The 24,597-nt window shown below is 61.8% G+C and carries 25 protein-coding genes and 1 other RNA gene; 19 read left to right on the top strand and 7 right to left on the bottom strand.

All coding sequences use genetic code 11. The features are described 5' to 3' along the window. Nucleotides 1-35: 35 nt before the first annotated feature. Both OLW90_RS07970 and OLW90_RS07965 read left to right on the top strand, forming a co-directional pair. Nucleotides 36-761: a sensor histidine kinase gene (locus tag OLW90_RS07970; protein ID WP_319649567.1), complete on the top strand. Its 726-nt coding sequence runs from the start codon at nucleotides 36-38 to the stop codon at nucleotides 759-761. Continuing rightward, nucleotides 758-1,408 carry a response regulator transcription factor gene (locus OLW90_RS07965; RefSeq protein WP_319649566.1) on the top strand — a complete coding sequence of 217 codons (651 nt, stop codon included), beginning with the start codon at nucleotides 758-760 and terminating at the stop codon, nucleotides 1,406-1,408. Before OLW90_RS07970 ends, OLW90_RS07965 begins: the two co-directional genes overlap by 4 nt. 20 nt (nucleotides 1,409-1,428) lie before the next feature. Here the strand turns inward: OLW90_RS07965 and OLW90_RS07960 are convergent, their stop codons facing one another. Further along, a complete protein-coding gene (locus tag OLW90_RS07960) occupies nucleotides 1,429-2,397 on the bottom strand; it encodes an SURF1 family protein (protein WP_319649565.1) in 969 nt (322 codons plus the stop codon). A gap of 33 nt (nucleotides 2,398-2,430) precedes the next feature. Then, on the bottom strand, nucleotides 2,431-2,913 hold the full coding sequence (locus OLW90_RS07955; RefSeq protein ID WP_319649564.1) for a low molecular weight protein-tyrosine-phosphatase: 483 nt from the start codon (nucleotides 2,911-2,913) through the stop codon (nucleotides 2,431-2,433). A gap of 109 nt (nucleotides 2,914-3,022) precedes the next feature. Between OLW90_RS07955 and OLW90_RS07950 the strand changes: the two genes are divergently transcribed. The 4 genes from OLW90_RS07950 (at nucleotide 3,023) to rnpB (ending at nucleotide 6,285) form a co-directional block, all read left to right on the top strand. Next, complete coding sequence (locus tag OLW90_RS07950; protein WP_319649563.1) at nucleotides 3,023-3,886, top strand: Nif3-like dinuclear metal center hexameric protein; 864 nt, start codon at nucleotides 3,023-3,025, stop codon at nucleotides 3,884-3,886. A gap of 11 nt (nucleotides 3,887-3,897) precedes the next feature. Then, nucleotides 3,898-4,623, top strand: a complete 726-nt coding sequence (locus OLW90_RS07945; protein ID WP_319649562.1) for a zinc ribbon domain-containing protein — start codon at nucleotides 3,898-3,900, stop codon at nucleotides 4,621-4,623. Continuing rightward, nucleotides 4,620-5,816: a bifunctional RNase H/acid phosphatase gene (locus OLW90_RS07940; RefSeq protein WP_319649561.1), complete on the top strand. Its 1,197-nt coding sequence runs from the start codon at nucleotides 4,620-4,622 to the stop codon at nucleotides 5,814-5,816. Before OLW90_RS07945 ends, OLW90_RS07940 begins: the two co-directional genes overlap by 4 nt. Nucleotides 5,817-5,865: 49 nt before the next feature. Then, an RNA gene (gene rnpB / locus OLW90_RS07935) (RNase P RNA component class A) lies at nucleotides 5,866-6,285 on the top strand. A gap of 44 nt (nucleotides 6,286-6,329) precedes the next feature. Here the strand turns inward: rnpB and OLW90_RS07930 are convergent. Next, nucleotides 6,330-7,847 (bottom strand): galactokinase family protein, encoded by a 1,518-nt coding sequence (locus OLW90_RS07930; protein ID WP_319649560.1) that lies wholly within the window; start codon nucleotides 7,845-7,847, stop codon nucleotides 6,330-6,332. 193 nt (nucleotides 7,848-8,040) lie between these two features. Between OLW90_RS07930 and OLW90_RS07925 the strand changes: the two genes are divergently transcribed. Beyond that, entirely contained in the window at nucleotides 8,041-8,223 is a 183-nt protein-coding gene (locus tag OLW90_RS07925) for an SPOR domain-containing protein (RefSeq protein WP_319649559.1), read from the top strand. Between the two features lie 7 nt (nucleotides 8,224-8,230). On the opposite strand, the gene OLW90_RS07920 is transcribed toward OLW90_RS07925, so the two are convergent. Further along, nucleotides 8,231-9,883 carry a CYTH and CHAD domain-containing protein gene (locus tag OLW90_RS07920; protein WP_319649558.1) on the bottom strand — a complete coding sequence of 551 codons (1,653 nt, stop codon included), beginning with the start codon at nucleotides 9,881-9,883 and terminating at the stop codon, nucleotides 8,231-8,233. A gap of 1,061 nt (nucleotides 9,884-10,944) precedes the next feature. Between OLW90_RS07920 and OLW90_RS07915 the strand changes: the two genes are divergently transcribed. From OLW90_RS07915 to OLW90_RS07885, 7 genes are all read left to right on the top strand, one after another. After that, nucleotides 10,945-12,288 carry a glutamine synthetase family protein gene (locus OLW90_RS07915; protein WP_319649557.1) on the top strand — a complete coding sequence of 448 codons (1,344 nt, stop codon included), beginning with the start codon at nucleotides 10,945-10,947 and terminating at the stop codon, nucleotides 12,286-12,288. Between the two features lie 53 nt (nucleotides 12,289-12,341). Continuing rightward, on the top strand, nucleotides 12,342-15,536 hold the full coding sequence (locus tag OLW90_RS07910) for a bifunctional [glutamine synthetase] adenylyltransferase/[glutamine synthetase]-adenylyl-L-tyrosine phosphorylase (protein WP_319649556.1): 3,195 nt from the start codon (nucleotides 12,342-12,344) through the stop codon (nucleotides 15,534-15,536). Nucleotides 15,537-15,718: 182 nt separating this feature from the next. After that, nucleotides 15,719-16,393, top strand: a complete 675-nt coding sequence (locus OLW90_RS07905) for a biliverdin-producing heme oxygenase (protein WP_319649555.1) — start codon at nucleotides 15,719-15,721, stop codon at nucleotides 16,391-16,393. A 52-nt stretch (nucleotides 16,394-16,445) separates the two neighbouring features. Continuing rightward, on the top strand, nucleotides 16,446-16,709 hold the full coding sequence (locus OLW90_RS07900) for a hypothetical protein (RefSeq protein WP_319649554.1): 264 nt from the start codon (nucleotides 16,446-16,448) through the stop codon (nucleotides 16,707-16,709). A gap of 107 nt (nucleotides 16,710-16,816) precedes the next feature. Then, complete coding sequence (locus tag OLW90_RS07895) at nucleotides 16,817-17,062, top strand: hypothetical protein (protein WP_319649553.1); 246 nt, start codon at nucleotides 16,817-16,819, stop codon at nucleotides 17,060-17,062. A gap of 88 nt (nucleotides 17,063-17,150) precedes the next feature. Continuing rightward, entirely contained in the window at nucleotides 17,151-18,590 is a 1,440-nt protein-coding gene (thrC, locus tag OLW90_RS07890; RefSeq protein WP_319649552.1) for a threonine synthase, read from the top strand. Between the two features lie 67 nt (nucleotides 18,591-18,657). Next, a complete protein-coding gene (locus OLW90_RS07885) occupies nucleotides 18,658-19,053 on the top strand; it encodes a VOC family protein (RefSeq protein ID WP_319649550.1) in 396 nt (131 codons plus the stop codon). Between the two features lie 122 nt (nucleotides 19,054-19,175). Here the strand turns inward: OLW90_RS07885 and OLW90_RS07880 are convergent, their stop codons facing one another. Together OLW90_RS07880 and OLW90_RS07875 are read right to left on the bottom strand one after the other, a co-directional pair. Next, entirely contained in the window at nucleotides 19,176-19,616 is a 441-nt protein-coding gene (locus OLW90_RS07880; RefSeq protein ID WP_319649549.1) for a hypothetical protein, read from the bottom strand. After that, the gene (locus tag OLW90_RS07875) at nucleotides 19,613-20,239 is read right to left on the bottom strand and encodes a hypothetical protein (protein ID WP_319649548.1); all 627 of its coding nucleotides are present in this window, start codon (nucleotides 20,237-20,239) and stop codon (nucleotides 19,613-19,615) included. The genes OLW90_RS07880 and OLW90_RS07875 overlap by 4 nt, the downstream gene beginning before the upstream one ends. Nucleotides 20,240-20,514: 275 nt before the next feature. Between OLW90_RS07875 and OLW90_RS07870 the strand changes: the two genes are divergently transcribed. The 3 genes from OLW90_RS07870 (at nucleotide 20,515) to OLW90_RS07860 (ending at nucleotide 22,069) form a co-directional block, all read left to right on the top strand. Next, complete coding sequence (locus tag OLW90_RS07870; protein WP_319649547.1) at nucleotides 20,515-20,886, top strand: hypothetical protein; 372 nt, start codon at nucleotides 20,515-20,517, stop codon at nucleotides 20,884-20,886. Nucleotides 20,887-20,988: 102 nt separating this feature from the next. Beyond that, on the top strand, nucleotides 20,989-21,423 hold the full coding sequence (locus tag OLW90_RS07865) for a hypothetical protein (RefSeq protein ID WP_319649546.1): 435 nt from the start codon (nucleotides 20,989-20,991) through the stop codon (nucleotides 21,421-21,423). 103 nt (nucleotides 21,424-21,526) lie between these two features. Beyond that, entirely contained in the window at nucleotides 21,527-22,069 is a 543-nt protein-coding gene (locus OLW90_RS07860) for an NUDIX domain-containing protein (RefSeq protein ID WP_319649545.1), read from the top strand. A 57-nt stretch (nucleotides 22,070-22,126) separates the two neighbouring features. Here the strand turns inward: OLW90_RS07860 and OLW90_RS07855 are convergent, their stop codons facing one another. Then, nucleotides 22,127-22,399: a hypothetical protein gene (locus OLW90_RS07855; protein ID WP_319649544.1), complete on the bottom strand. Its 273-nt coding sequence runs from the start codon at nucleotides 22,397-22,399 to the stop codon at nucleotides 22,127-22,129. Nucleotides 22,400-22,612: 213 nt separating this feature from the next. On the opposite strand from OLW90_RS07855, the gene OLW90_RS07850 reads away from it, so the two are divergent. Continuing rightward, a complete protein-coding gene (locus OLW90_RS07850) occupies nucleotides 22,613-23,287 on the top strand; it encodes an SDR family oxidoreductase (protein WP_319649543.1) in 675 nt (224 codons plus the stop codon). A gap of 101 nt (nucleotides 23,288-23,388) precedes the next feature. Then, on the top strand, nucleotides 23,389-24,564 hold the full coding sequence (locus OLW90_RS07845) for a trypsin-like serine peptidase (RefSeq protein ID WP_319649542.1): 1,176 nt from the start codon (nucleotides 23,389-23,391) through the stop codon (nucleotides 24,562-24,564). The last annotated feature ends 33 nt before the right edge of the window (nucleotides 24,565-24,597 follow it).

The raw sequence follows: 24,597 nt of genomic DNA, 5'->3' as shown, positions 1-24,597 counted from the left end.
GGAAACTGTACGAGATGATCATAAAGAGGTAAAACATGCCGTGGTGCTGGGGCAGGCGCGCGAAGAGACCGCGCGCGGAGGGAAGCCATGAGGAACGGCAGGCCGCAAAGATCGCGGAACTCACGGCCTCGCGGAGAGCTATTGCCGACGCCTACGAGGTCGAACGGCAGCGCATTGAGCGCGACCTCCACGACGGCACGCAGCAATACCTGGTGGCGGCCGCGATCAAGCTGGGGGAGGCCACCCTGGACGCGCGCGGCGAGACCCTGAACCTGGTGCGCGCGGCCAAGGCCGACCTCGATGCCGGCCTTGCCTCTCTGCGCGCGACGGTGCGGGGTATACACCCCCAGGTGCTCAGCGATTTCGGCCTGAGCGCCGCCGTGCGGGATATTGCCGCTAATTACGGGCCCCACGTGAGCGTGCATACCCCGCACGAACTCCCTGACCTTTCCCCCAGCGTGGTGGCCGCGGGATACTTTTTTGTGGCGGAGGCACTCACCAACGCCGCCAAGCATGCCCCCGGCGCCCAGGTGAGCGTGCTGTTGGCTTCCGACGCCCACCTGCGCATCAGCGTGGTCGATCAGGGACCCGGAGGGGCGAGTGTGCACGAGGGACACGGCCTTGCCGGAATGCGGGAGCGGCTGGCGGCCTTTGGCGGCACGCTCACCCTCGTCTCGCCCCAGGGCGGCCCCACCCAAGTGAGCTGCGCCATCCCCCTGCTGCTGGAGCGCGGCCAAAGTGGGGTGGGTGATCCCGCATGAGCCTGCGCATTGTTCTTGCCGATGATTCCGCCCTCCTGCGGGAGGGGGTGGCGGGCCTTTTGGAGCGCCGCGGGCACCGCATCGTGGGCCAGGCCGCCACCGGGCCGCAAATAGCGGAGGTGCTGGCGGATATTCCCACCCCGGACATTCTCATCACCGACGTGCGCATGCCGCCCAACATGGCCGATGATGGGCTCAAGGCTGCGGTGTCTCTGCGCTCGATTTACCCGGAGATGGCGGTGATGGTGCTCAGCCAGTACGTGGCCCCGGCCTATGCCGTGGAACTCTTTGCCCACGCCACCAGCGGAACGGGGTATTTGCTCAAGGATCGCGTTTCCGACGTCGCGGACTTCCTCACCTCGCTTGGGGTGGTGGCCCAGGGAGGCACCGTCATTGATCCCACGGTGGCCAGCGCGCTCATGGCCTCCGGGCGCAGTGGCCTGGGCGAACTCACTCCCCGGGAGCGGGAGGTCTTAGAGTTGATGTCGCGTGGGCAATCCAACCGCGATATTGCGCAGAACCTGGTGATCTCGGGCGCGGCGGTGGCAAAGCATATATCCAATATCTTCAGTAAATTGCGCCTTGACCCCACGGAGGAAAACCGCAGGGTCAAGGCGATTCTGGAATATCTCGCCGCGCGCGGATAGGGGCGGATAGAGGGGTGCCGTTACTTTCCGTAGCGATCGGGACGGGCCGGGGTCGGTGAATCCGCGCCCTCGTCCCACAACTGCTCCTGGAAGCGCTTGCGGCGTTCGCGCCGGGAGAGCGGCTGTGAGGCCTCACCGCGGGTGGACTCCAGTGATTCTGGGCCCTTGGGCGTTCCAGCGGCCTCCGCCCCCGCGTTCATCTCCGCCTCCTCCTGCTTGGCGCGGCGGCGCTCCCGTATCTCGGCGTAGATGAAGTATCCGAGTCCCAGGGGTGCCATTACGCCAAAGGCGATCCATTGCAGGCCGTAGGAGAGGTGCGAGCCGCGATCGAGTTTGGGAATGGGCATGGCGGTGATCTCGCCGGGTTCCCCCTCGGTGAGCTGAATATAATCGCGGGCCAATTCCTGCCCCGTGGCCTGGTGTATCTGCTCCGTGTTAATGCCGTACACCTGCATGTGGCCGGATTCCTCAAAGGGCTGGCGCTCCGGAGCGACCTCGTTGCGGCGCGCCACACCCACGATGCTGACCTCCGTGGTGGGGGCGGCCTGATATTCGGGCACCCCGGCCCCGGTGGTGGGCTCGAAGCCGCGATGGATGAGGTAGGTGGTGCCATCGGTGGCGCGGAAGGGGGTAAGCACCTGCACGGCGGGGCCGGAATCGCTGGCCCGCATGCGCAGCACCACCTCGGAATCGGGGAGGTATTGCCCGGTGAGGGTGACGCGCCGCCATTCATCGGCGGGGTCGATGCTCCCGTGGGAAAAGACCTCGGAAACGGGAAGCGGATCGTGCTCAAAGGCCTCGGCAATGCGCTCGTTGCGCTCGACGATCTCCGAGTCCTTGCCGAGCTGCCAGGGGGCTAAAAAGGTAAAGGCGAAGTAGGAAAACACCACGATGAACAGGGCGGAAATAATCCACCCCGGCTTGAAAAACACCCGCCATGCCGGGCGGCGGCGTTGTGCTCCGTAACGGTCCTTCACGGTTGTGCTCACGCGGTACAGCCTAGTCCAGGCGGGTTATGGAGTTTAGCGCTCGGCCTCGCGGTGCGCGCGTACCCAATCGAGCAATCCGGGTAGCGCGGCGTCGATCTGCTCGTAGCAGGCGCGAAAGCCCTCCTGGCCGCCGTAATAGGGATCGGCCACGGAGGCCTCCTCGGGGGAATCCGGGTCGAAGCTGCGCAGCAGGCGCACCCGCTCGGCGGGGATACCGTGCTCCACGATCAGGCGGGAGCGATGCCCGGTGTCCAGGGCCACGAGGAGATCGGCCTGGGCGTCATCCGGGGAAAACTGGCTGGCGCGCAAGGTGGAGCCGTCGTGTCCACGGGCGGCGAGTTCGCTCAGGGTGCGCGAATCCGCGGGTTCGCCCTCGTGCCAGCCGCCGAGGCCGCACGAGGTGACGGTGAGGGCGGTGCTCAATCCTGCCTGCGCGGCGGCGTCGCGAAGCATGACTTCCGCCATCGGGGAACGGCAGATATTTCCGGTGCACACAAAGTCAATGTGAAGGGTCATGGTTCTCTTTTCCCATTTGTGTAGGGCGGGGCTCTTTTACGCTCACCAGTGTGGCAGAAGAATACCTAGACTGTGAAGAATTGAGGGCACGAGGAGAAAGGACAGGAAAATGAGCGAGGAACAGTCTCCGGGGGCCGTGAGCGCCGCCGCGAGCACGGTGGGAAGCGTGCGCGAGGTGATCGAGGCAGCCTATCCGCCCGAACTGGCGGAGAGCTGGGATCACGTGGGGCTGATCTGTGGCGATCCGCAGGCACGGGTGCGCACCGTGGCTTTTGCCCTGGATTGCACCCAGGCGGTGGCCGAGCGCGCCGTGGAGATGGGCGCGCAGATGTTGGTGGTCCATCACCCGCTCCTGCTGCGCGGCGCGCACAGTGTGGCCGCCGATACTCCCAAGGGCAAGGTGCTGCACACCCTGATCACCGGGGGCGTGGCGCTCATGGCTGCCCACACCAATGCCGATTCCGCCCGCCCCGGCGTAAACGATCGCCTGGCGGAACTGGTGGGGATCACGCCGGGTAGGCCCATCAAGCCCACCGATCCCGCCGCCGAGGACCTCGATACCGCCACCGGACTGGGGCGGGTGGGGGTGCTGCCTAAACCCATGCCGCTGCGGGACTTTGTGCAGCGGGTGGCCGACGCCCTGCCGAAGACGGAATGGGGCGTGCGCGCCGCCGGGGACCCGGAGCAGATGGTGCGCACCGTGGCGGTATCCTCCGGGGCCGGGGATAGCTTCCTCGACGCCGTGCGCGACCTGGGGGTGGACGTGTACGTCACCTCCGATCTGCGTCATCACCCGGTGGATGAGTACCTGCGCGCGGGAGGGCCCGCCGTGATCGACACCGCGCACTGGGCCAGCGAGTTCCCGTGGACGCAGCAGGCCGCGCAGATCGTGGCGGAACAAACCGGTCTGCGCACCGAGGTCATTGATATTCGCACCGACCCGTGGACACTCTCCGCGCACCCGCAGGGGTAAAAAGGACAGATATGAAGCTCAGCAACTCTGAACAACGCGACCTCCTGGAACTATCCACCTTGCTCCGCTCGGCCTCCGTGGTGGGTACCCGCCCGCAGCGCAGCGCGGAGGAAGAGGAGGTGGAGCGGCTGCGTGCTGAGCGCCAGCGCCTTTCCACCGCCGCCGCCAGCGCGCGCATGGCCGTGGAGGACATGGAGGCGGAGATCCTGCGCATCCAGGAGGACGAACGCAAACTGCGCAAGCGGGAGCGCGAGGATAAGAGGGAACTCGGGGCCACCGAGGACGAGGAACGCCGCCGGGATCTCAAGCACGATCTTTACTCCGCCAAGTCCCGCATCGCCGATCTGATGAGCGAACTACAAGAGGCCCACAACGAGGTTCATGCCCTGCGTGGAAACCGGGATCTGCACGAGGACAAACTCAAGGACCTGGCCGGGAGGCTTGAGGCCGCCGAGCGGGCCGCCGCGGAGCACGGCGCTCAGGCTCCTCAGGACGACTCCGAGGCTCGGATCCGGGAGATCGAGGCGGCGCTGGGTGAGGACGCGGTGGCGGAGTTCCAGCGCCAGCGCGAGGAAAATGGCGTGGGGGCCGCGGCCTTCAACGGGCGCTCCTGCGGCGGGTGCTTCATCGTGCTTCCCGCCGCCGACCGTTCCGAGATCGCGCGCACCCCGGCCGATGAGGTTCCGCAGTGCCCCAACTGCGGCTCCTACCTGATCCGCCAGGGGAGTTCCTCGTGAAGGTATGCATAGAAGCCGATGGTGGCTCCCGCGGCAACCCCGGCATTGCCGGGTCCGGCAGCGTGCTTTACGACGCCCCCCGTGCCACGGTCCTGCGCGAACAGGCCTACGTGGTGGGGAAGTCCGCCACGAATAACGTGGCGGAATACTATGGTCTGCTCATCGGCCTGGAGGCTGCCCGGGATTACGGGGCAACCGAGGTGGCGGTGTACATGGACTCCAAGCTCGTGGTGGAGCAGATGTCCGGCCGCTGGAAGATCAAGCACCCCGATATGCAGAAGTTGGCGCGGAGAGCCAAGCAGGTGATGAGCACCTTTGACTCCGTGACCTTCCAGTGGGTGCCGCGCGAAAAGAACAAAAAGGCCGATGCCCTCTCCAACGTGGCGATGGATGCCGCCGCGCGGGGGGCGAAACCGGGAATGGTGAAGGATACCGGGGCGGTGTTTGCGGAAGTCGGCTCGGCTCGCCCCGAGGGCGGTGCGCGGGCGAGGTCCGATTCCTCCGCCGTGGTATCGGCCTCCGAGGGCATGACCACCGCAGCGCAGTGGCTCAACCCGGAGGAAAAGCCCATCACCAGGCTCATTCTGGTACGCCACGGGGAGACCGAGCACACCGTGCGTGGTTGCTATTCAGGGCAGAGCGATCCCGACCTCACGCAAAAAGGCACCGCGCAGGCGGAGCGTGCCGCGCGGGTGGTGCGCTCGCTCGTGGGAGACGTCACGCCCACGATCCTTTCCTCGCCCCTGACCCGAACCCGCCGCACCGCGCAGAAGGTGGCCCAGGCGGTGGCGGGATCGGTGACGGTGGAGGAGGGGCTCATCGAGGTGGACTTTGGCGATTGGGACGGCAAGGAGATCGCCAGGGCGCAAACGGAAAACCCCCGGCTCCACTCCGCCTGGCTCAAAGACACCTCCGTTGCGCCCCCGGGCGGAGAATCCCTGGACGATCTGCACCGGCGGATTACCGCGCTGTGCCGGAGGCTGCTTCAAGAGCACGAGGGCTCCACGGTGGTGCTGGTGAGCCACGTCAATCCCATCAAGTCCCTGCTCCGCCAGGCTCTGGGGGGCGGGCCGGAGTTCTTCCACCGGGTTTTCGTGGACGTAGCCTCCGTCTCCGTGGTGGAATTCATAGGCGAGCGTGGGTTGATCCGGGGAATCAACATCGGCAGGGGCGGCGAGTCCGCTGCTCCGTAACGGCTTTTTAGCCTCAGTGGATTCAGGGAGTATCCTTAAAAGCCGCGAATGAGCCGATCGGGCGAACGCGGCGGAGCGAACCACCCACGGATGTGAGCAGGCGCGCCGCCGAGGAAAGTCCGGACTCCACAGGGCACGGTGGTTGCTAACGGCAACCCGGGGCGACCCGCGGGAAAGTGCCACAGAAAGGAGACCGCTCGCACTTTGAGCGCGAGTGAGGGTGAAAGGGTGCGGTAAGAGCGCACCGGCGGGGCAGGTGACTGCCCCGGCCAGGTAAACCCCACCGGGAGCAAGGCAACGAGGTGCACCGTGATGGTGCGCCGGGAGCGAATGATAGAGGGCTGCCCGCCCGAGTTCGCAGGTAGCTGCTTGAGGCGATCAGCGATGATCGACCCAGATGGATGTTCGCCGCCGCTCAGGCTTATAGCGTGAGCGGAGACAGAATCCGGCTCATAGATCGACTCATTCGCCTTTTTTGGAGGGGGATTATTCTGCCGCGTGATTCTGCGGATTCTAAGCCGGGAACTCGTATGCGCGGGCCGTCTCGCCGGGGTGCAGCGGAATGACGCTCACCGGGGAGACCGGCTGTGAGTTTGTTGTTTGGGGTGTGCTCGTTGCGCCGTCTTTCTCCACGATGTTCTCCCGGGATATGTCCTGCTGGGTTATGTTTTGCCGGAATGCGGCAGCCTTGTCCTCCTCCACCAGCACCGCGACCCACTCGGATACGCCGGAGCGAGTGGGACGCACGCTGGCGGCGCTTAGTTCCAGGCACGCTTGGGTGAGGTTGGTGAGGGCCGGGGAGGCAGTCCCGTATGCCGCAACGGTGGCGAGGCGGGACTCGTTGAGCAAAGCGGGAACCTCACCACCGCGCCGCCCACGAAGCAGGGAAACAAGGTGATGGCTCCGCTGCGTCTCCTCCTCCCAGAAGCGGAGGAGGCCGGAGGCCTCCTCAACGGAGGGATATCCCTGGGGATCGTGTACGGCATACACGGCCTTGAGCCAATCCAGGACCCGAGGCGTGGAATCGGGAAGCAGGCGCAGGTACTCCGTGCCAAAGGCGTGGGCGGCGTCCTCGATGAAGCGCCGCTGCGTGGAGGCGGGGGTGCTGCGGCTAGCGGTGTTCCCGGGGGAAGCGTGCTCGGGGAGGCCGGGGGCAGTGGACGCTGTGGGTGCTGTGGACGATGTGGGTGCGGCAGGCCTGGTGGTGGGCTGGGTGGGCACTGTGGAGTGGTCCGTGGGAGGCTCTGCGGTGGAGGACTGATCAGCGGGGATTGTGGGCTGTGCGGTGGTGCCGGTTGCGTTGGCTTTACTGCTCACGGGGTTCTCCGCATTGCCTCGGGCTGGCTCCATACCACTATGCGGTGCACCGATCGCTAGCGCTACCATGCGCGAGGAGTGCAAGGGGAGGCTATCCGTGACAGACCCATCGGAATAATTCACCACGCAGGGGCGGCCGGATATTCCCCGCAGTGCCGCGATGTGCCGGGCCCGCAGCACCTGCGTTCCGGGAAGGGAGCGCACCGCCTGGGAGCATATCGAGGCTAGGCGCGCGCGCAGGGGGGCCTCCGCCGGGGAGTGAGCCTCCGGGTACAAGGCCAGGCCCAGTGCCGCATCGAAGGAATGAAGCGCGCCCAATCCAGAGCCCAGGGGAACGTCGGAGCACACGGTGATGTCAAAACCGGCGGTATCTCTGCTGAGGATTTGGCGCTGAATCAGGGTGGTGATGAGGCGGGCTGCGCGCTGAAGCACCGCGGAATTGGTGGCGGCGTGACGGATCCGGACCGTGACGGAGGGAATGTTAGTTCCGGCGAACTCGCCGCGCAGGGAGAGAACGCCATCGTGCCGAGGGCTGAGGACCACCGCGGTGGCGAGATCCAGGGGAGACACCACCACGGTTCCTCCGAACTCATCGGTGTGCTCGCCAATAACGCACCAGGTGCCGGGTGCCTGAGCACCCAGCGTGGGGAGAACCTCGATTTCCTTGAGGTGATGTGCTTTGGCGCGATCCATGACGGAGGTGGATGGCAGCATAGTGTGCGGTGGCTCCTGGTGATACGGGGATAGAGGGCGGGCAGGGGATAGTTGTGTACGGGAACACCGATATTCTAATAGCGTCGGAGTCATGGCCTCGGGCGCAGTGGGCTTCCCCGGCCCAAGGGAAAGGGACGGGGTTTGTCCATACATCGCAGACGCCATACGCGAGAAGAACACGGAGGGCACCACTATGCAGGAAAAAGAAGCGCAATGGTTCTACCACCCCACCACGGGTGAGGTGACGCAGGGACTCGGCGGATCCTGGACGGACCGCATGGGGCCCTACGCCACGCGGGAGGAAGCCGAACAAGCCCTGGAAAAAGCCGCACAGCGCAATGACGCTTACGACGCTCAGGACGACGACTGGGATTAACCCGGACTCAAGCGATGGAACGCTTAAAGCGCTTATAACTGGATTTCACCGAGCGATGACGCTGATCGATCGCCCGGAGAATCTTCCGAGAGCGTTCCCGCTCCGCCTGATACAGCAGCCCGTAGGCGAAGGTATCCTCGCCGCGTCCGGCCGCCTGGCGGGCGCGCTTGAGAATCAACTCGCACACGGACACGGAATATTGGGCATCGAGCAATGTGTCTACGAGTTTCTTTGATTCCTTGGACAACCTGCCGGAATCATAGGGGGTGAACTCCAAGGACACGCGCGATACCGTGCGCAGCCGCTCCGCCACCTTGTGCATCTGGGAAAGGTGGGCCTCATACTCGGACTCGGTGACCTCGGGATCATCAAAAACCTCCAGAGCGGAACTGCGGAGATTCTTGAAATCCACGTAGCCGCGCTTGACCGCGCGCACGATGATGGCGGTGGCTTTGCGACGTTCCATTCGCCCCGGCAGCGGGGGATCGGCAAGGAACTCATCAAGAGTATCGAGCATGGTGAGGTAACGTTCCGAGTCCAGTGCCGCCCCCACGCGGTAATAGGCCCTCTTATTCCTGGAATCTACATCGTGCTCTAGGCGCTGCCGAGCCTGCTGATCGATGAGTTCGGTAGCGTCTGCGTCCAGCAATGCGTGAACCTGATGCGCCACGGCATCGGCATCGCAGGCGCGGTGCAATACCACGGTGAGTTGCTTCAACTCCGCCTCAATATCGGAGGCGGTGGCAATGCGGTTATCCCAGCGCTCATGATCGAAAAGCTCAATAAACATGCTGAGGACGCTGCGCAGATCGCGGATGGCATTCAGCATGGTGCTTACTGAGCGTCGGTCGCCCCGGCGGGCACCGGGATCCTGTTCCACCAAAGAGTCCCGGGTGGCGATGAGGGCGTGGAGAACACCCGCGAAGGCTTCATCGCGGTCATCGTACTTTCGGAAAACGAGTGGCGTGGGAGGCGTGGGGGCAAGGTTGAAACTCTCCCCAAGGGCCGTGAGCAATTTCGATGGGGAATGGGAGTCCACGGCACCCACGGTGGTGAGTTGCTCATCGGCGGATTCGAGGATCTGCCTGCCTAACTTTGTGGTGGCGAGGGATTCCGCTAACTCGAACTCCCATTCGCGCCAGTGGCGCGGTTCCGGGGAGGCATCGGGAAGAAGGGACCAGGCCGTCACGCGATCATCGCAGAAGTCCGCCACGGTACTGCCGTTTTCGGCTTTGAGGGCAGATTCCACACGCAGATTATCCACCTGGGCTATAGGGATGAGTTTGTGGCCACGGACCACAGCGCGCACATGGCCGAGGAGTTCTTCCGGGACAGAATCAGTTGTGCCGCGAGTAAGGCGTGGTGCGGCCTCCCCGGGAGTGATTTCCGGGTTGAGGGCGGCGCTGATTTCTAGGCGTCCGCTGCCGGTGTCGGGGAGTTTGAGGTGCCAACCATCGTCTTTTCCGCCGATTCTGCGCCGCAGCGTGATCTTCGAACGAGTAAGGCGAAGATCACGGGTGTCGTAGTAAATGGCAGAGAGTTCGTACTGCTGCGCGGCCTCAATGGAATGGACATTGAGGATCTTGGTGAGATCTGGAACAGAATCGTCCGCGCTCACGGCGTACTTGGCTTCTACCTCGAGAAACTGAGTGGTGCTCATAGGAATCATCCTCCAAGGGCAAAGTGTGGTGTATAGGAAGCGCATGTCGTGTGGCCCCCCTGACTCGTTCTACAGTGGAACGTGGGCCGCCAGGCTATGCCGCGTAACGATTTTCCCGTTCCAGGGTAGCTGGGTATTCCGCCAAAGCCCGCCCTGCGGCTCTCATTCCATCTAGGTACCCGCTGTCGCGCGCGGTGCGCGTGGGCAAGAGGCAGGGGTGGGCGAGCGGGAGAATCTGGGCGAGGGCCTGGGCGTATCCGAGCATGAAGTTTGGCTTATAAACACGGAGCGATACGGGGAGGATCTCCTTTGGCTTTATCCGGGATAAGAGGTGGCGCTGATAATTGTTCAGGTGCTGAAACAGCGCCACCACATTGTGGTGCTCGCTGGTGGGTATCACAAGGGCCACGAGGCCATGAGCGGTGAGGAGCAAGGCCTGCCCTTGGTGGGCCTGTGCTACCACGCGCAAGAGGAAAAACTGCTGCCGTATCCACGGGGCGCGGAGGTGGATACGAAAGGAAGTTCTGTGCAGGGAGCACGTGGGGCAACAGCATGGAGCGTGGTGGGGCGAAGCAGGAGCCCTGTGGCCGGAGGAGGGGTAATGGCGCATGGATCCTCCGGCGGTAGAGCGCTGTGGCAAGGGACAAGAAGCGTTAGCGAACGGGGAATACCGTTGCGTTGTGCTACCGCGCGAGATAGCGGTATCACGCCGGATCCCCTGGGGCATGAGTGGGCTTGTGTAACCGAGGAGAAGAGAATCGCAGGAGATCCAACCGTAGGAAGCGACTTGTGGCGAGGAGGTGATTGTATCGATCATGTGTTTGTCTTTCTGGTTTTGTGTGGTCGCCTTACTAGAGGGGTGGTGATGCTTGGCATGGGCCTTGTTGCTGTTTAACTGCTTTGGTATGTCTCACGGTAAGGGGGTGTCGGGGCGGTGGTACCCCCATCTGTTCGAAAATATATTCTCATAGTGCTGCTGAGCGGGGCGGATTGTGGACGGTGGATACCCCCTCACAGGGAAGGACGTGTGAGGAGGTGTGGGTGGTGGCTAAGGTGGTGGCATGAACAGCCAACAAGAGTTCGTGCTGCGTACCGTTGAGGAACGCGACATCAAGTTCATCCGCCTGTGGTTCACGGATATTTTGGGGTACCTCAAGTCCGTGATGATGGCCCCCTCCGAGCTGGAGAGTGCCTTTGAGGAGGGCGTGGGCTTTGATGGCTCCGCCATTGAGGGATTCTCGCGAATCTCTGAGGCGGACACCATTGCGCTGCCCGACCCCTCCACGTTCCAGATTCTGCCCTTTGATGAAGGGGCGGAAGTGCAAACGGCACGAATGTTCTGTGATATTTCTATGCCGGACGGCCAACCCTCCTGGAATGATCCCCGCCAGGTGCTCCGCAGGCAGGTGCAGCAGGCTGCTGATGAGGGATTTACCTGCATGATCTCCCCGGAGATTGAGTTTTACCTGTGCACGAATACCGCTCAGGAGGACGCTGATCCACAGCCCAAACCCACGGATAACGGCGGGTACTTCGATCAATCGACCCGAAATGCCACGCCCAAGTTCCGCAGGCAAGCCATGCTCGCCCTGGAAGCGGTGGGCATTGCCACGGAGTTTTCGCACCACGAGACGGCTCCCGGACAACAGGAGATTGACCTGCGCCATGCGGAAGCGCTCACGATGGCAGATAACGTCATGACATTCCGTTACCTCATGAAGCAGGTGGCGCTGCGTAATGATGCGCAGGCCACCTTTATGCCCAAGCCGTTCCAGCAGTGGGCTGGTTCGGCCATGCACAGTCACATCTCTCTCTTTGAGGGAGACAGTAATGCCTTCCATGATCCTGATGCGGAATACTCTCTATCGCATACCGCCAAGCAATTCATCGCCGGTATTTTGCGGCACGCGCCGGAAATATCTGCGGTCACAAATCAGTGGGTGAATTCATACAAGCGAATCATCTTTGGCGATGAAGCGCCCACGGCGGCCACGTGGGGGGTATCTAACCGCTCCGCGATGGTGCGGGTTCCTACCTATCGGCTCACCAAGGCGGAATCGCGCCGGGTGGAGGTTCGCAGTATCGATACCGGATGTAACCCGTACCTTGCCTATGCTGCGCTTCTCGGTGCCGGGCTTAAGGGGATACGGGAAGGTTATGAATTAGGCGATCCGGCTGAGGATAATATCTCTCAATTGACTCGGCGGGAGCGCCGAGCGATGGGGTACGTGGATTTGCCATCCAGCCTGGATCACGCCTTGCACCGTTTGGAGGAATCGGAGCTTATGGCTGAGATTCTTGGGGAACGGGTGTATGAATTTTTCCTGCGTTCCAAGTGGCGCGAATGGCGGGATTACCAAGAGCAGATTACTCCGTGGGAACTGCGGAGCAATTTTAACTACTAATCAGGGTTCTGCTGTCGTTCTGGTGAACCGATCTTTGGGAAGAAGGAAATATAATGGCGGTATCTAAGTCTCGGGTCTCCATACCTACTCCCGCTGTTTTAGGGTTAGGCGGTGGACGTGCGGCGGAAGATATACGTGATTTGGGGTGGGATAATCCAGAATCCCTCGATGTCCTATGGGCTCTAGCCGGATCGGGAGACCCAGATCAAGCCCTCAACATTCTCGTTCGCTTGGTAGCGGCCTTGGAGGAGGCTGGTGAGGCGGAGGCGTTCCAGCAAACGCTGAGAGAGAACCATTCTTTCCGTATTCGACTCATGGCGTTAGTGGGGGGATCGGTGGCTCTGGGTGATGATCTGGCAGCGCATCCGGAGTCCTGGAGGGAACTGATTGCGCCGTTGCCGAGCAGAGAAGAAATGATCCGAGGCTTGCTTGATGCGGTAGATGCGATTCCAGCAAGTTACGCCTTGTCTGCTCAGGAGGCAGATGCTGAGGGAGTCGAAGAGGCTGGGTGGTTCGATCCTGCTCGTGACGATCTCAGTACGGTGGGGACGTACCGGGCGCGTTCGGCGGATATGGCGGCGCAGCGGCGGCTAAAGGAACGGTATCGCCTTTTCCTTATGAGGATCGCCGCTCATGATCTTGCCGGTACCTATCCTTCCACTAAGCGGCAAGAGGGGCTAGATCCGGTTCCCTTTGAAAAGACTACGGCTTTGCTTTCTGATTTGGCCGATGCGGCCTTGACCGCGAGTTTGGCCCTTGCCGTGGAGAACGTATATGGCGATTCTCCGCTGGATGCTCGCCTTGCGATCATTGCCTTGGGCAAGTGCGGGGCGGGGGAGCTGAATTATATTTCGGATGTTGATGTCATATTCGTCGGCAGTGAAGTGACGCCTCGTATTACTCGCTTAGCGGGAGAATGTGCCCGGATCGGTTCACGGCATTTCTTTGAAGTAGATGCTAACCTGCGACCCGAGGGGCGGTCGGGTTCCCTGGTGCGCACCCTGGAATCTCACCTTGCTTATTATCACCGATGGGCAGAGACCTGGGAGTTTCAGGCTTTGCTTAAGGCGCGCGCGCAGACCGGCTATGTGCCCTTGGGTGAGAAATACCGCGAGGAATTAGCGCCTTTAGTGTGGGCGGCGAGCCAGCGTGATTCCTTTGTTGAGGACGTGCAGGCTATGCGGCGCAGGGTGCTGGAGAATGTGCCTGCGGATATGCGCGATAGAGAGTTGAAACTCGGTCGCGGCGGATTGCGCGATGTGGAGTTTGCGGTGCAACTCCTGCAACTGGTGCACGGAAGGTCCGATGAATCCTTGCGCGTCCCGGCCACCGTGGCGGCTCTGCGTGCGCTGGTGGATGCTGGGGCTATCGGGCGGGAGGATGGCCAAGGGCTTATCCAGGCGTATGAGTTTTTGCGCCTCCTGGAGCATCGTTTGCAGTTATATCGGCTGCGCCGTACTCATACCTTGCCGGAGGAAGGTGATCGCCCTGCGATGAACCGCCTGGCGCTCACGTCTGGTTACGGGGCTGCGGAGGGGAAATCCTCGGTGGATAATTTGCGCACCACGTTGCGGCGGGTGCGTTTCCTCATCTCCGAACTGCACTCGAAGTTGTTTTATCGTCCACTGCTTAATTCCGTGGTCAATATGTCAGTGGATACCCTCAAACTTTCCCCTGACGCGGCTAAGCTGCAACTTGCGGCGCTGGGGTATAGGTTCCCGGACAGGGCCTTTGAACATTTGACGGCGTTGGCTTCTGGAACAAGCCGCAAGTCAAAGATTCAGGCGATGCTATTGCCCACGCTGATGGATTGGCTTTCTCAGACTGCCGATCCTGATGCTGGTTTGCTTAATTATCGTAAACTTTCGGACGCCGCCTATGATCGCAGTTGGTTCCTGCGCCTTCTGAGAGATGAGGGTGTGGTGGGGCAGCGTTTGATGATGATCTTGGGGTCCTCGCCTTATACGGCTGCACTTATTATCTCTTCCCCTGACTTTGTTAAGACGCTGGGTGATGGTGCTGGCGGACCGAAGATTCTGGATAAGGCACCGGGAACGGTCTCTTCTTCCCTAGTTTCGGCTGCCGGTCGCCACCGCGATCCCGATAAGGCCATTGCGGTTGCGCGTTCCTTGCGCCGGACAGAGTTGGCGCGATTGGCCTCGGCGGATCTGCTGGGAATGATGGACGTGCGTTCGGTGTGCCGGGGGTTGTCAATGGTCTGGAATGCGGTGTTAGAGGCGGCTCTTCAGGCTGAGATTCGCAGCAGGTTGCCGGAGGCACAAGGGGGCACTAAAGAGGTAACAGGTCTAGGAAAAACCGAACCCGAGGGTGAGGGGCGGTCGGGGGGTGGCACGCCAGGTTTGGTGGAGGCACCGGCCCGTATTGCCGTGATTGGTATGGGGCGTTTGGGTGGGGCCGAACTAGGCTTTGGCTCTGACGCCGATGTGATGTTTGTGGCGGAACCTCAACCGGGGCAGGACGAGCATGAGGCGTTGCGGTGGGCGGCAAGCGTGTGTGAATCCATGCGCTCGCGGTTGGCGAAGCCCTCGGGCGACCCTCCTCTGGAAGTGGACTTGGGTCTGCGACCAGAAGGGCGTAGCGGTGCAGTCGTGCGATCTATTTCCTCGTATCACCGTTATTACTCCTCGTGGGGTGAAGTGTGGGAGACGCAGGCGCTCTTGCGGGCCACGGTGGTGGCTGGGGATAGGGAGGTGGGGACGGAGTTCCTACACATGATTGATGAATTCCGTTATCCGAAGGATGGGATCTCTGCGGCGGCTATTCGAGAGGTGCGCCGCATGAAAGCGCGCGTCGATGAGGAGAGGCTGCCTCGGGGTGCGGATAGGAATACGCATACGAAGCTGGGGCGAGGTGCGCTGACGGATATTGAGTGGACCGTGCAGTTGCTCACCATGATGCATGCTCATGACTATCCCGCCTTACACAACACTTCCACCCTGGAGGTCCTTGACGTCTTGGAAGATCAGTCCATTCTTCCCTCGGATCAGGTGCGGGTATTGCGTGAGGCGTGGTTAGAGGCCACGAATGTGCGTAACGCGCTGGTACTGGTGCGGGGCAAGCGGACGGATCAGATTCCAGAACCAGGGCCGCAGTTGGTGCAGGTGGCAGGCGCGGCGGGGTGGGAGCCCGCGCAGTACCAGGTGTTCTTGGAGGATTATCTGAAAAAGACTCGGCGTGCTCGCAGGGTGGTGGACCAGGTGTTCTGGGGAGAGCCGTCCATGAGGTAGTGGGAAAGATCAACCAAAAGGACGATGGTAGGTATGGGTAACCTAATTTAATCTCAGTGGTATTCCACGGTGCTTGCGTGGTTGCCTCTCAGCGTCAGCCTAACGGCTCGGTGGATAGGAGGCAGTGCGCTAGCGCCCCGGGAGCGGATAACCATTCTGAGTCAAGAGAGGGGGAACCGAGCATGACGAATGTAGTTCTCCATAACCAGAGCCTGTCGGCTGAGTTGAAGGTGTTTACGGCGGCAGCCCATGAGGAGGCAGAGTCCTCTACGTTCATGGCGGATCTGATGGGTGGGAAGCTGAGTGCGGCTGACTTCCTGCGTCTCCAGGAGCAGGCGTGGCTTTTTTACTCGGCATTGGAAAAGGCCGCCCATGCGGTGTCGGATACGGATCGGGCGGGGAGGATCGTCGATACGCGGCTGGATCGGGCGGCGTCTCTCGAACGGGATCTTGCGTACCTGCATGGCACGGTGGAGACGGAGCATGCCCAGGGGTGGAAGGAACGGGTGAAGCCGACCCCCGCGACGGCGGCCTATGTGGAGCGGCTGCAACAGGTGTACGAGGATCGCGATGAGGCTCGGTTGGTTGCGCATCACTATGTGCGTTATCTGGGGGATATGTCTGGTGGGCAGGTGATTGCCACGATGATGTCTCGACACTACGGCATCGCTCAGGAGGGGCTGAGCTTTTATCGTTTCGAGGAGATTGACAAGCTCAAGCCGTACAAAGATGCTTACCGCGCGCACCTCGATGCGATGGATTTTAACGAGGAGGAGCGGCGCGCGTTGCTGGAGGAGGCCGCTCACGCCTTTGTGCTGAACATGAATGTTTTTGCCGATCTAGAGCGTGGGCACTAGGCGGCTATACTCGGCCCGGCATTGTCATTCACGTTTGGATTAAGGAGTACGCATGGCTCTTCAGCTTTCTCTTGATCTCCACGGCGCCACGCTGAGTGACCTTGAGGCGCTTGTTGCGGCGGCACGCAGCGCCGGGGCGCAGGGCAGCAGCGCAATCGACGTCGATACGCATAACGGTGTGCTTTCCGTGCGGGCGCAAGCCCCCCGACGCACCCCGCCGAGTGCTCCGCGCGAGGAGATCAGTGGGGTGGGAGAGGCTGCTGTGCGCAGCGTGATTGATATTTTGACTGGCCGCCAGGAACCGCCACGGCGCTAACGGGGAGATTCTCATCTTTGTCTCAGGAAGCAGCCACCTCGCGGGGAGGTTTGGTCCTTAGGATCATGGGAAAAGCGCACGGGAAGGCGGCGAGGTAAATGCGGCGTATGCAGACGCGAATGGTGGTGAGCGGGGGGATCGCGGTGGCTTTGGTGACCGGGACGCTGATCGTGGTGGAGAGCCAGGAGAAGTCTAAGGAATCTCCCCTGACGGTGGAGCAGTGGCATCAGGAGTACTCGGGGCCGTTTCTCAAGCAGATGGCCGTGTGGCAGCAACTGACGGAGGACTTAGGCATGGTTCCGGTCGCCGCCACGGAGGCTACGGAAAATACCGTGACAGCGGTGCTGGATTAGGTCGTTGCCCGGTACCTGCGGAGCGCACATCATGAAGCGGAATTTTAGGGTGCCCTGAGTGCGGCACAGCAGGCTAAACTTATCTGCTATGCGCTACATCTCTACTCGCGACGCCGCCGCAACGCCCGCTCACTTCACCGATATTTTGCTGGGAGGCCTGGCTCCCGATGGCGGCCTGTATTTGCCGGAGGAATACCCGAGCCTGGACGAGGCCGCCCTTACTCGCCTGCGGGAGACCCTGACGGAGCAGGGCTATGCCGCCTTGGCGGCAGAGGTATTGAAGCTTTTTATCGACGATATTCCCGAGGCCGATATTGAGGCCATCGCGGCGCGAGCATATCGCTACCCGGTGTTCGACGATGAGCAGATCGTACCCGTTTCCCATGTGGAGGGGAACCTCTACATTGGGCACCTTTCTCAAGGACCCACGGCGGCCTTTAAGGACATGGCCATGCAATTGCTGGGGGAACTCTTTGAGTACGAACTAGTCAGGAGGGATCAACCGCTCAATATCCTGGGAGCCACCTCCGGTGATACGGGTTCGGCTGCGGAATACGCCATGCGCGGGCGCGATCGCATTAGCGTTTTCATGCTCACGCCGGCCGGGAGGATGACGCCCTTCCAGCAGGCGCAGATGTTCGGCTTGGATGATGAAAACATCGTGAATATGGCCCTCAACGGGGTATTCGATGATTGCCAGGACGTGGTGAAGGCCATTTCCGGGGACTCCGAGTTTAAGGAGAAGTACCATGTAGGGGCGGTTAATTCGATCAACTGGGCGAGGCTGATGGCACAGGTGGTCTACTACATTTCCTGCTGGATCCGTGTGACCACGGATAACTCGCAGAAGGTGAGTTTTAGCGTTCCCACCGGGAACTTTGGTGATATTTGTGCCGGGCACATCGCGCGCCAAATGGGGTTGCCCATTGATCGTCTCATCGTGGCCACCAATGAGAATAATGTCCTCGACGAGTTCTTCCGCACCGGCGAGTATCGGGTACGTTCTGCCGCGGAGACCTGGGAAACCTCCAGCCCCTCGATGGATATTTCCCGCGCCTCGAACTTTGAGCGATTCATCTTTGATGCCGTGGGGCGCGACGCCGACCGCACAAAGGAACTCTTTGGGATGCAGGTGAAGGGCGGTGGCTTCTCCCTGGCAGGGGATGCGGTATTCCCTCGCCTATCGAGCGAATTCGGTTTCGCCTCGGGTTCTTCCCGGCATGAGGATCGAGTCCGGGAGATCGGGGATCTATATGCCCGCCTGGGCGTCTTGGTTGATCCGCACACGGCCGATGGCCTGGTGGTCGCGCGGCGTCTGAGCGAGACGATCGAGGGGCCCATTGTGTGCCTGGAGACGGCTTTGCCGGTGAAGTTCTCCGATACCATCCGGGAGGCCACGGGTAAGGAGCCTCCGATCCCGGAGCGCTTTGCGGCAATCATGGAAGCCCCGCGGCGCGTGCGCACGGTATCGAATAGTGTGGACGAGGTAAAGAACATCATCGTTTCTCATGTGGAGGGCGGGGCCTAAGCCGTACCGCGCAGAAATGGAATAAAGCACGGGAAACGAGCCGCTCAACGCTAGGAGGATGCACGCTATGCGCATTAACATCATGAGTATTTTTGTGGACGATCAGGCTCGGGCGCTAGAGTTTTACCGCGATACTTTGGGCTTTGAGGTATCCAAGGACATCACGGTCGATGAGGCGGGGAACAGGTGGCTGGCGCTGGTTTCCCCGGAGCGTCCCCAGGGGCCGGAACTCCTGCTGGAGCCCGCCGCGCACCCGGCGGCCAAGGAGTTCCGTGACGCCCTGTACAAGGACGGCATCCCGTTCACGCAGTTTGATGTGGACAACCTGGAGGGGGAATACCAAAGGCTTAAGGACGCGGGGGTTGGCTTCACCCAGGATCCGATGCCAGTGGAAGGCGCCGTGATCGCAGTGTTGGACGATACGTGCGGCAACCTCATTCAGCTCGTGGGACCGAAGGCCTAAATTCCGTCTCAATCCCACTGCGCGGTAAACATCCAACGGCCACCACGCTACCCCCGTGTGGCCCTAGTTTTCGAGCATGAGGCCCACCCTTTAATTAAAGGGTGGGCCTCATTGGAGATCTCTTACTTGTTCAGCCACTCGGAAAGGCGCTTGGCGGCCTTCCGCGTCTGCTGAATCACCACGCCGATCTGGGCGTCCTTGGCGGAGACCCCAAGGAGGAGGTCGTGAACCTCGGGGAACGGCACGCTGACGATCACGAGGTTCTCATCGGGCAGCGTCATGGCCACGATGGTGCCCGCGCTGTCCTCGTCCTTGTGGCCAAGCAAAACGGATTGCGCGGTTGATACTCCCGCCATGGAGGCATTGAGCGCGGCGAGTTGAGCGCCCTCTACGGTGTTGGAAAGGCCCATGGAGCAGATGTGCAGGCCGTCGCCAGTGCCCAGGACAATGGAGCGCGCGCCTTCGAGGGCCTCAAAGATATTGCTGAGGATCGGCATGGCGGCCTGGGCAAGGGGATTGGAATCGAGATCCGTGGTGCGGATACGGGAATGGGGAGTCATCATGCGGGGAGTCCTTGGCGGGTAATAGCGGTGGTCACAAGCTGACGTACTTCTTCTTCACGGCGAGGATCAACCAGGTGCACGGGTATGCCCTTGTAGCCCTTCTTTTTCAGGCTCTTCTGGACATCGGAGAGGTTCGCGGTGCTGGCGTAGTTGAGCGCCACCGTGAGGCGGTGAGCGCTGTCCTTGCCCCCGGCAACGTCAATCCAATGGTATAGATCGTCAAGCAGCTCGGGCGAATTGCCGTACAGCCAGATGACGATGCCTGCCTGGGGGTTGAGCATGGGGGTGCGGCAGGCGACAAAGCGATCCTGGCCAGGCGTACCGTAGAGGCCCACGAGGGTGCCGTCGGGACGCTCCCACAAGCCAATATCCAGCCCTACGGTGGTGGATTGCTTGGTGGGGGTGTGCTCGGGGGAGAGATCGGCCTGGGAGGAGAGTTGAGCCTCCGTGTTGATCGTGGGAATGCTGGAGAGCGTTCGCACGGCCGTTGTTTTTCCTACACCCACGGGGCCGATAAAGACCACCTCGGTGGAGGTGGGGGAGCCGACAAAAAAGTTATCGGTATGCTGCGCGGTGTCGGCCATGACAGAGCCCTTCTTCGTGAGCCGATGGCGAGGAGTCATGGGCTTATAAATCCTTCCTATCGTTGGGACACCAGCGCGAGGCGTGCGCCCATAGGTATGGGCTGTGCATGGGCATTGTATAGGGAAACCCTCGGATATGTGCTCTGAGGGGGTGGTGGGGGAAGGTTAGCATGATTCTTCCGGCTAATTCTGGTACATATAGTGATGTTGCAACGTCTGGACGAACGATGAATGTTGTGGCACCTGGACGCCTCCTCCGCGCCCCGCGGGCGAGGTCGGCATATTCCTAAAGTGTGAGAAAGGTTCTCTTTTATATGTCTCGCCAAACTGACCTGAACGATATGCTCAATGACATCGCCAATGAGCTCGATGGTTTCTACGGTGCTTCCGTGGTGGACCTTGACACCGGTATGTCGCTGGCCAGCATTTCTCGTATCAATAACTTTGACCTCGACGTCGCTTCCGCCTACAACAGCGAGATGGTGAAGGCAAAGTTCAAGACCATCGCCGCTCTGAACCTGGACACCGGCCTGGAGGATATGCTGCTGACCCTCTCCGATCAGCTTCACCTTATCCGCATGCTGAGCAACACCGAGTTCATCTACGTGGCCGTGTCCCGTCAGGGCACCAACCTGGCCATGCTGCGTTCTGTGGTGAACCGCTACGTAATCGCTCTCCAGAATTGAAGGGCGCGGCGGGACGAGGGCGCTAATCGTCTCAGCAAAGAACAGATAAGCGCACCCTCGGGTTCGTCACAAACCAGCACGTCCGCACCGGGATCTGTGAAGGTGCAAGCGGGACGGGCCCAGAACAACGCGACGAAGAACCAGGCGGCCTCGTTTCCGGGGCCGGCGGTACGCCGCGCTGAACCACAGCCCAAGCAGGCGGCCAAGCCGAGCGGAGGGGTAAAGCCGGATCAGCGGTTTTATGCTAAGCCCTCCGAGGCGGTGAAACCCAAGCCCGCTGGATACGCTCCGCCGGTGAAGAAGCCGGAGCAGCGTTATTCTGCGCCCAGCTCGCCTAAACCGGCTCAGCGGCAGGCTGCCCCCAGCGGCAAGCCCGTCACCGGGCCTAAGCAGGTGGCTGCCCGTCCGCAGGACAAGGGCTCCAGCGGCGCCAAGGTGATCAATCCCGATCCCTTGGCTCGACCGGTGGAGGACCCGGAAGGCTTTAAGTTCAGTGATTGGCTTCGCTCCTGGCGGGAAAGCCAAGAGCGGGATTAATTACTGCGGGATCCATGAGGCACTCTCTATCTGATTGAGATGGGGAGTGCCTCGCGGTATATCCAGCATGATTGTTAAAAGAGAATTGACGTGAGGATAGAGCATGGCGACCCCGGATTTCATCGTGGAATTGAGAAAGAAGATCGGTCACGATCCCCTTTGGCTCCCCGGGGTCACGGCGATTGTTGTCCGAGATATTCCCGCTAATGCACCCGCCTGGGCCACTCCCTCGGTGCTGCTGGTGCAGCGCGCGGATAATGAGGAATGGACGCCGGTCACGGGGATCGTGGATCCGGGGGAGCAGCCGCACGATGCCGCCGTGCGGGAGGTCAAGGAAGAGACCGGCATTGAGGCCTCCGTGGAGGCTCTGCTGGGTGTGGGGGCCGTGGGGCCGGTGACGTACCCGAATGGGGACGTGGTGAGTTACGTGGATACCGCCGTGCGGCTTTCCGTTTCCGAGGAGGCGGCGCAGACCCCGCCGGTGATTGGTGATGATGAGTCGATCAATGTGGGGTGGTTTGAGGTGGCTCAACTGCCGCCCATGCAGCCGCGATTCCGTCTTTTGTGCGCGGACGCGGTGGCGCAACTCCGCCATCCCGCAGGGTTCCGGCCGCGCATGGGGTATCACAAGCGACCCCGCGTTTAGAAGATAAAAAATCCTGCTCCGGGCCGAAGCCCGAGGCAGGATAATAAGGGGCAGAAATTACTTCTGGCCGCCACCGTTGATGCCGAACAGGCCGCCGAGGCCACCCAGGGTGTCCACGATGCCCTTAGCGGTGTCCACGCCCTTCTTGGCGTTGTCGAGACGCTTGCCGGTCAGCTCAGCCTGCTGAACCTGCTCCTCGTAGGACTTGGGAGCCTTCGGAGCAGCGGGGGTAGCAGCCATAGCCGGAGCAACAGCGGTGGTGGTGGCGATGGAAACAGCGGCAACGGAAACGGCCAGCTTGCGGGAGAGCTTCATGCTCTGTCCTCTCACTAGTATTGACATGTCAGTAGCCACGGCGGGGTACGCGCTAGCTACAAGGGTTAAAGATAGCAGCCCTTTGGCCGGAGGGGAAGAGCAAGCGGCATTTTTCTTGGAAAGAGCAGTAAATAATTCTTTGCGGGCTTTTGAGCTGGGCTTTTATCCGATCCCGGAATGAAGGGGCGGGCGTGGGCGTTATGCGTACTGGAAGGAAGGAGTAGGGAAATGACAGGAAACAAGAAGGTACTCATCGTAGGCGGTCACGGCAAGGTTGCCCTGCTGGCGGCTCCCTTATTGGCCCAGGCCGGTTATGCGGTGAACTCGGTGATCCGCAAGGAAGAACAGGCGGATGACGTGCGCGCGGCGCAGGCCAATCCGGTGGTGGCCGACGTGCAGGAGATGAGCGTGGACGAACTCTCGGACCTATTCGCGGGAAACGACGCGATTGTGTGGTCGGCGGGAGCCGGTGGGGGAGATCCCGAGCGTACCTATGCCGTGGATCGGGATGCCGCGATTCGCAGCATGAAGGCGGCCGCCCAGGCGGGAGTGAAGCGGTACGTGATGGTGAGTTGGGTGGGATCGGTACCCGGGCATGGTGTGCCGGAGGGTCAGGACTTTTTCTCCTACGCGGACGCCAAATTACAAGCCGATGACTATCTGCGTCAGACCGATCTGGATTGGACGATTCTGGGACCCAGCACGCTGAGCGCCGAACCAGGAGACGGACACATCGAGCTGCTTGAACCGGAGGATGACTGGCGGGAAAAGGGCGGCGTGGCCTCTCGGGAGAACGTGGCCAGGGCCATCGTGGAGACGCTTCACGGGGCCGCGCTGCACAAGTTTGTGCGTTTTAACGACGGCTCGGTGCCCCTGGAGGAGGCCCTGCGCGCGGCACGGTGACGGGGGTACGGAACGTGCGGCAGGGAGGGCGTCGGCAAGCAAAAACCTGTATGCTCGACCTCTGCGACACAGTTCATCCTTGACGGAAAGGACCTGGGATAGTGAAGAAGTCCCTCCTCGCGGCCGTGAGCGCCGCGTGCATTGCCACCGCCCACCTGGCCCCCACGGCTCTGGCCGACGAGGATTCCCGTCTGCCGCAGCCGAATCCGGCCGGTTCCGTGTTGGACGGGCACCTCTCCGAGATCAATGACAAGGGTGCTTACTTTGCGGATAAGCCCTACACCGAGCAGGCTGCCTCCCGCGCCGTGGGGCAATTGCTCAACGCGGGCTTCATGTGCACGGGTTCCGTGATCGACAGCCCCTCGGGAACCCTGGTGGTGACCGCGGCTCACTGCCTGGGTGACTTCAAGGATGGCTCGTGGCAGATCTCCCAGGCCACCCGCGATTCCATCGCTGCGGGCAACACCACCTTTACCCCGGCTTTCGACGGCACCGCTGGCACCCCCGAGCAGCGCACCCCGCTGGGGAGCTGGAAGGTGACCAACGCGCACGTCTCCGAGACCTCCGGCGTGGACGTGGCGGTGCTGGAGATCGCTCCCGACGCCCAGGGACGCACGATCCAGGAAGTAACCGGGGCCTTCGGTGTCAAGGAACTCCAGCAGGGCGAGACCGTGCAGGCCTCCCTGATCGGCTACCCCGGCCCGGCCCCGTTCAACGGGCAGTCCCAGTCCGTGTGCGTGGGTAATTACACCAAGCACGAGGGTGGCGGAAACAGCCAGATCCGCCGCGTGGACGGCGAGCGCGAGTGCTGGGTGGGCGGCGGCGCCAGCGGTGGCCCCTACGCCACCACCAGCACGAACCCGGCCCTGGCCGGTGAGATCATCACCGTGCTGAACTCCAATGGTGGCGGCAATATCGGCCCCGTGGTGCGCGAACTCATGGGCAACATTGAGGGCGAACTCCCGCAGGAGGAGACCACCGAGGCTCCGAAGCCGGAGCAGCCGACCGAGGAGGCCAAGCCCGCTGAGAAGCCCGCCGATCCTACTCAGGAAAAGCCGGAGCAGCCGACGCCCGAGCAGAAGCCGGAGGGGGCTAACCCCACTGCCCCCAACGACAAGGAAGAGGCCCCGAAGCCGGAGCCGCCCGCACAGCCGACCGAGGAAGCCAAGCCGGAGCGCCCCGCCGAGCCGAAGGCCCCGGTCAAGGGGATTGATCCCGCTCAGTTCGAGCAGCAGCCCCAGGCACCCGTGAAGGGCATTGCCCCCGCGATGGTCTAAGGTATCTTGATGATCCCGGCCCGGTATTTTCCG

Origin of the sequence: Corynebacterium sp. 21KM1197 (assembly GCF_033783015.1) — a bacterium.
Lineage (GTDB): Bacteria > Actinomycetota > Actinomycetes > Mycobacteriales > Mycobacteriaceae > Corynebacterium.
Note: the sequence above shows the minus strand (reverse complement) of the source record. Positions and strands in the feature narration are given on the sequence as shown.

Coding starts and splice junctions, on each gene's coding strand:
- thrC (WP_319649552.1), top strand. CDS start 17,151: ATGCGCTACATCTCTACTCGCGACGCCGCCGCAACGCCCGCTCACTTC.
- OLW90_RS07955 (WP_319649564.1), bottom strand. CDS start 2,913: ATGACCCTTCACATTGACTTTGTGTGCACCGGAAATATCTGCCGTTCC.
- OLW90_RS07885 (WP_319649550.1), top strand. CDS start 18,658: ATGCGCATTAACATCATGAGTATTTTTGTGGACGATCAGGCTCGGGCG.
- OLW90_RS07895 (WP_319649553.1), top strand. CDS start 16,817: ATGCAGACGCGAATGGTGGTGAGCGGGGGGATCGCGGTGGCTTTGGTG.
- OLW90_RS07905 (WP_319649555.1), top strand. CDS start 15,719: ATGACGAATGTAGTTCTCCATAACCAGAGCCTGTCGGCTGAGTTGAAG.
- OLW90_RS07910 (WP_319649556.1), top strand. CDS start 12,342: ATGGCGGTATCTAAGTCTCGGGTCTCCATACCTACTCCCGCTGTTTTA.
- OLW90_RS07920 (WP_319649558.1), bottom strand. CDS start 9,883: ATGAGCACCACTCAGTTTCTCGAGGTAGAAGCCAAGTACGCCGTGAGC.
- OLW90_RS07945 (WP_319649562.1), top strand. CDS start 3,898: ATGAAGCTCAGCAACTCTGAACAACGCGACCTCCTGGAACTATCCACC.
- OLW90_RS07925 (WP_319649559.1), top strand. CDS start 8,041: ATGCAGGAAAAAGAAGCGCAATGGTTCTACCACCCCACCACGGGTGAG.
- OLW90_RS07860 (WP_319649545.1), top strand. CDS start 21,527: ATGGCGACCCCGGATTTCATCGTGGAATTGAGAAAGAAGATCGGTCAC.
- OLW90_RS07915 (WP_319649557.1), top strand. CDS start 10,945: ATGAACAGCCAACAAGAGTTCGTGCTGCGTACCGTTGAGGAACGCGAC.
- OLW90_RS07850 (WP_319649543.1), top strand. CDS start 22,613: ATGACAGGAAACAAGAAGGTACTCATCGTAGGCGGTCACGGCAAGGTT.
- OLW90_RS07970 (WP_319649567.1), top strand. CDS start 36: ATGCCGTGGTGCTGGGGCAGGCGCGCGAAGAGACCGCGCGCGGAGGGA.
- OLW90_RS07965 (WP_319649566.1), top strand. CDS start 758: ATGAGCCTGCGCATTGTTCTTGCCGATGATTCCGCCCTCCTGCGGGAG.
- OLW90_RS07930 (WP_319649560.1), bottom strand. CDS start 7,847: ATGCTGCCATCCACCTCCGTCATGGATCGCGCCAAAGCACATCACCTC.
- OLW90_RS07870 (WP_319649547.1), top strand. CDS start 20,515: ATGTCTCGCCAAACTGACCTGAACGATATGCTCAATGACATCGCCAAT.
- OLW90_RS07880 (WP_319649549.1), bottom strand. CDS start 19,616: ATGATGACTCCCCATTCCCGTATCCGCACCACGGATCTCGATTCCAAT.
- OLW90_RS07900 (WP_319649554.1), top strand. CDS start 16,446: ATGGCTCTTCAGCTTTCTCTTGATCTCCACGGCGCCACGCTGAGTGAC.
- OLW90_RS07875 (WP_319649548.1), bottom strand. CDS start 20,239: ATGACTCCTCGCCATCGGCTCACGAAGAAGGGCTCTGTCATGGCCGAC.
- OLW90_RS07950 (WP_319649563.1), top strand. CDS start 3,023: ATGAGCGAGGAACAGTCTCCGGGGGCCGTGAGCGCCGCCGCGAGCACG.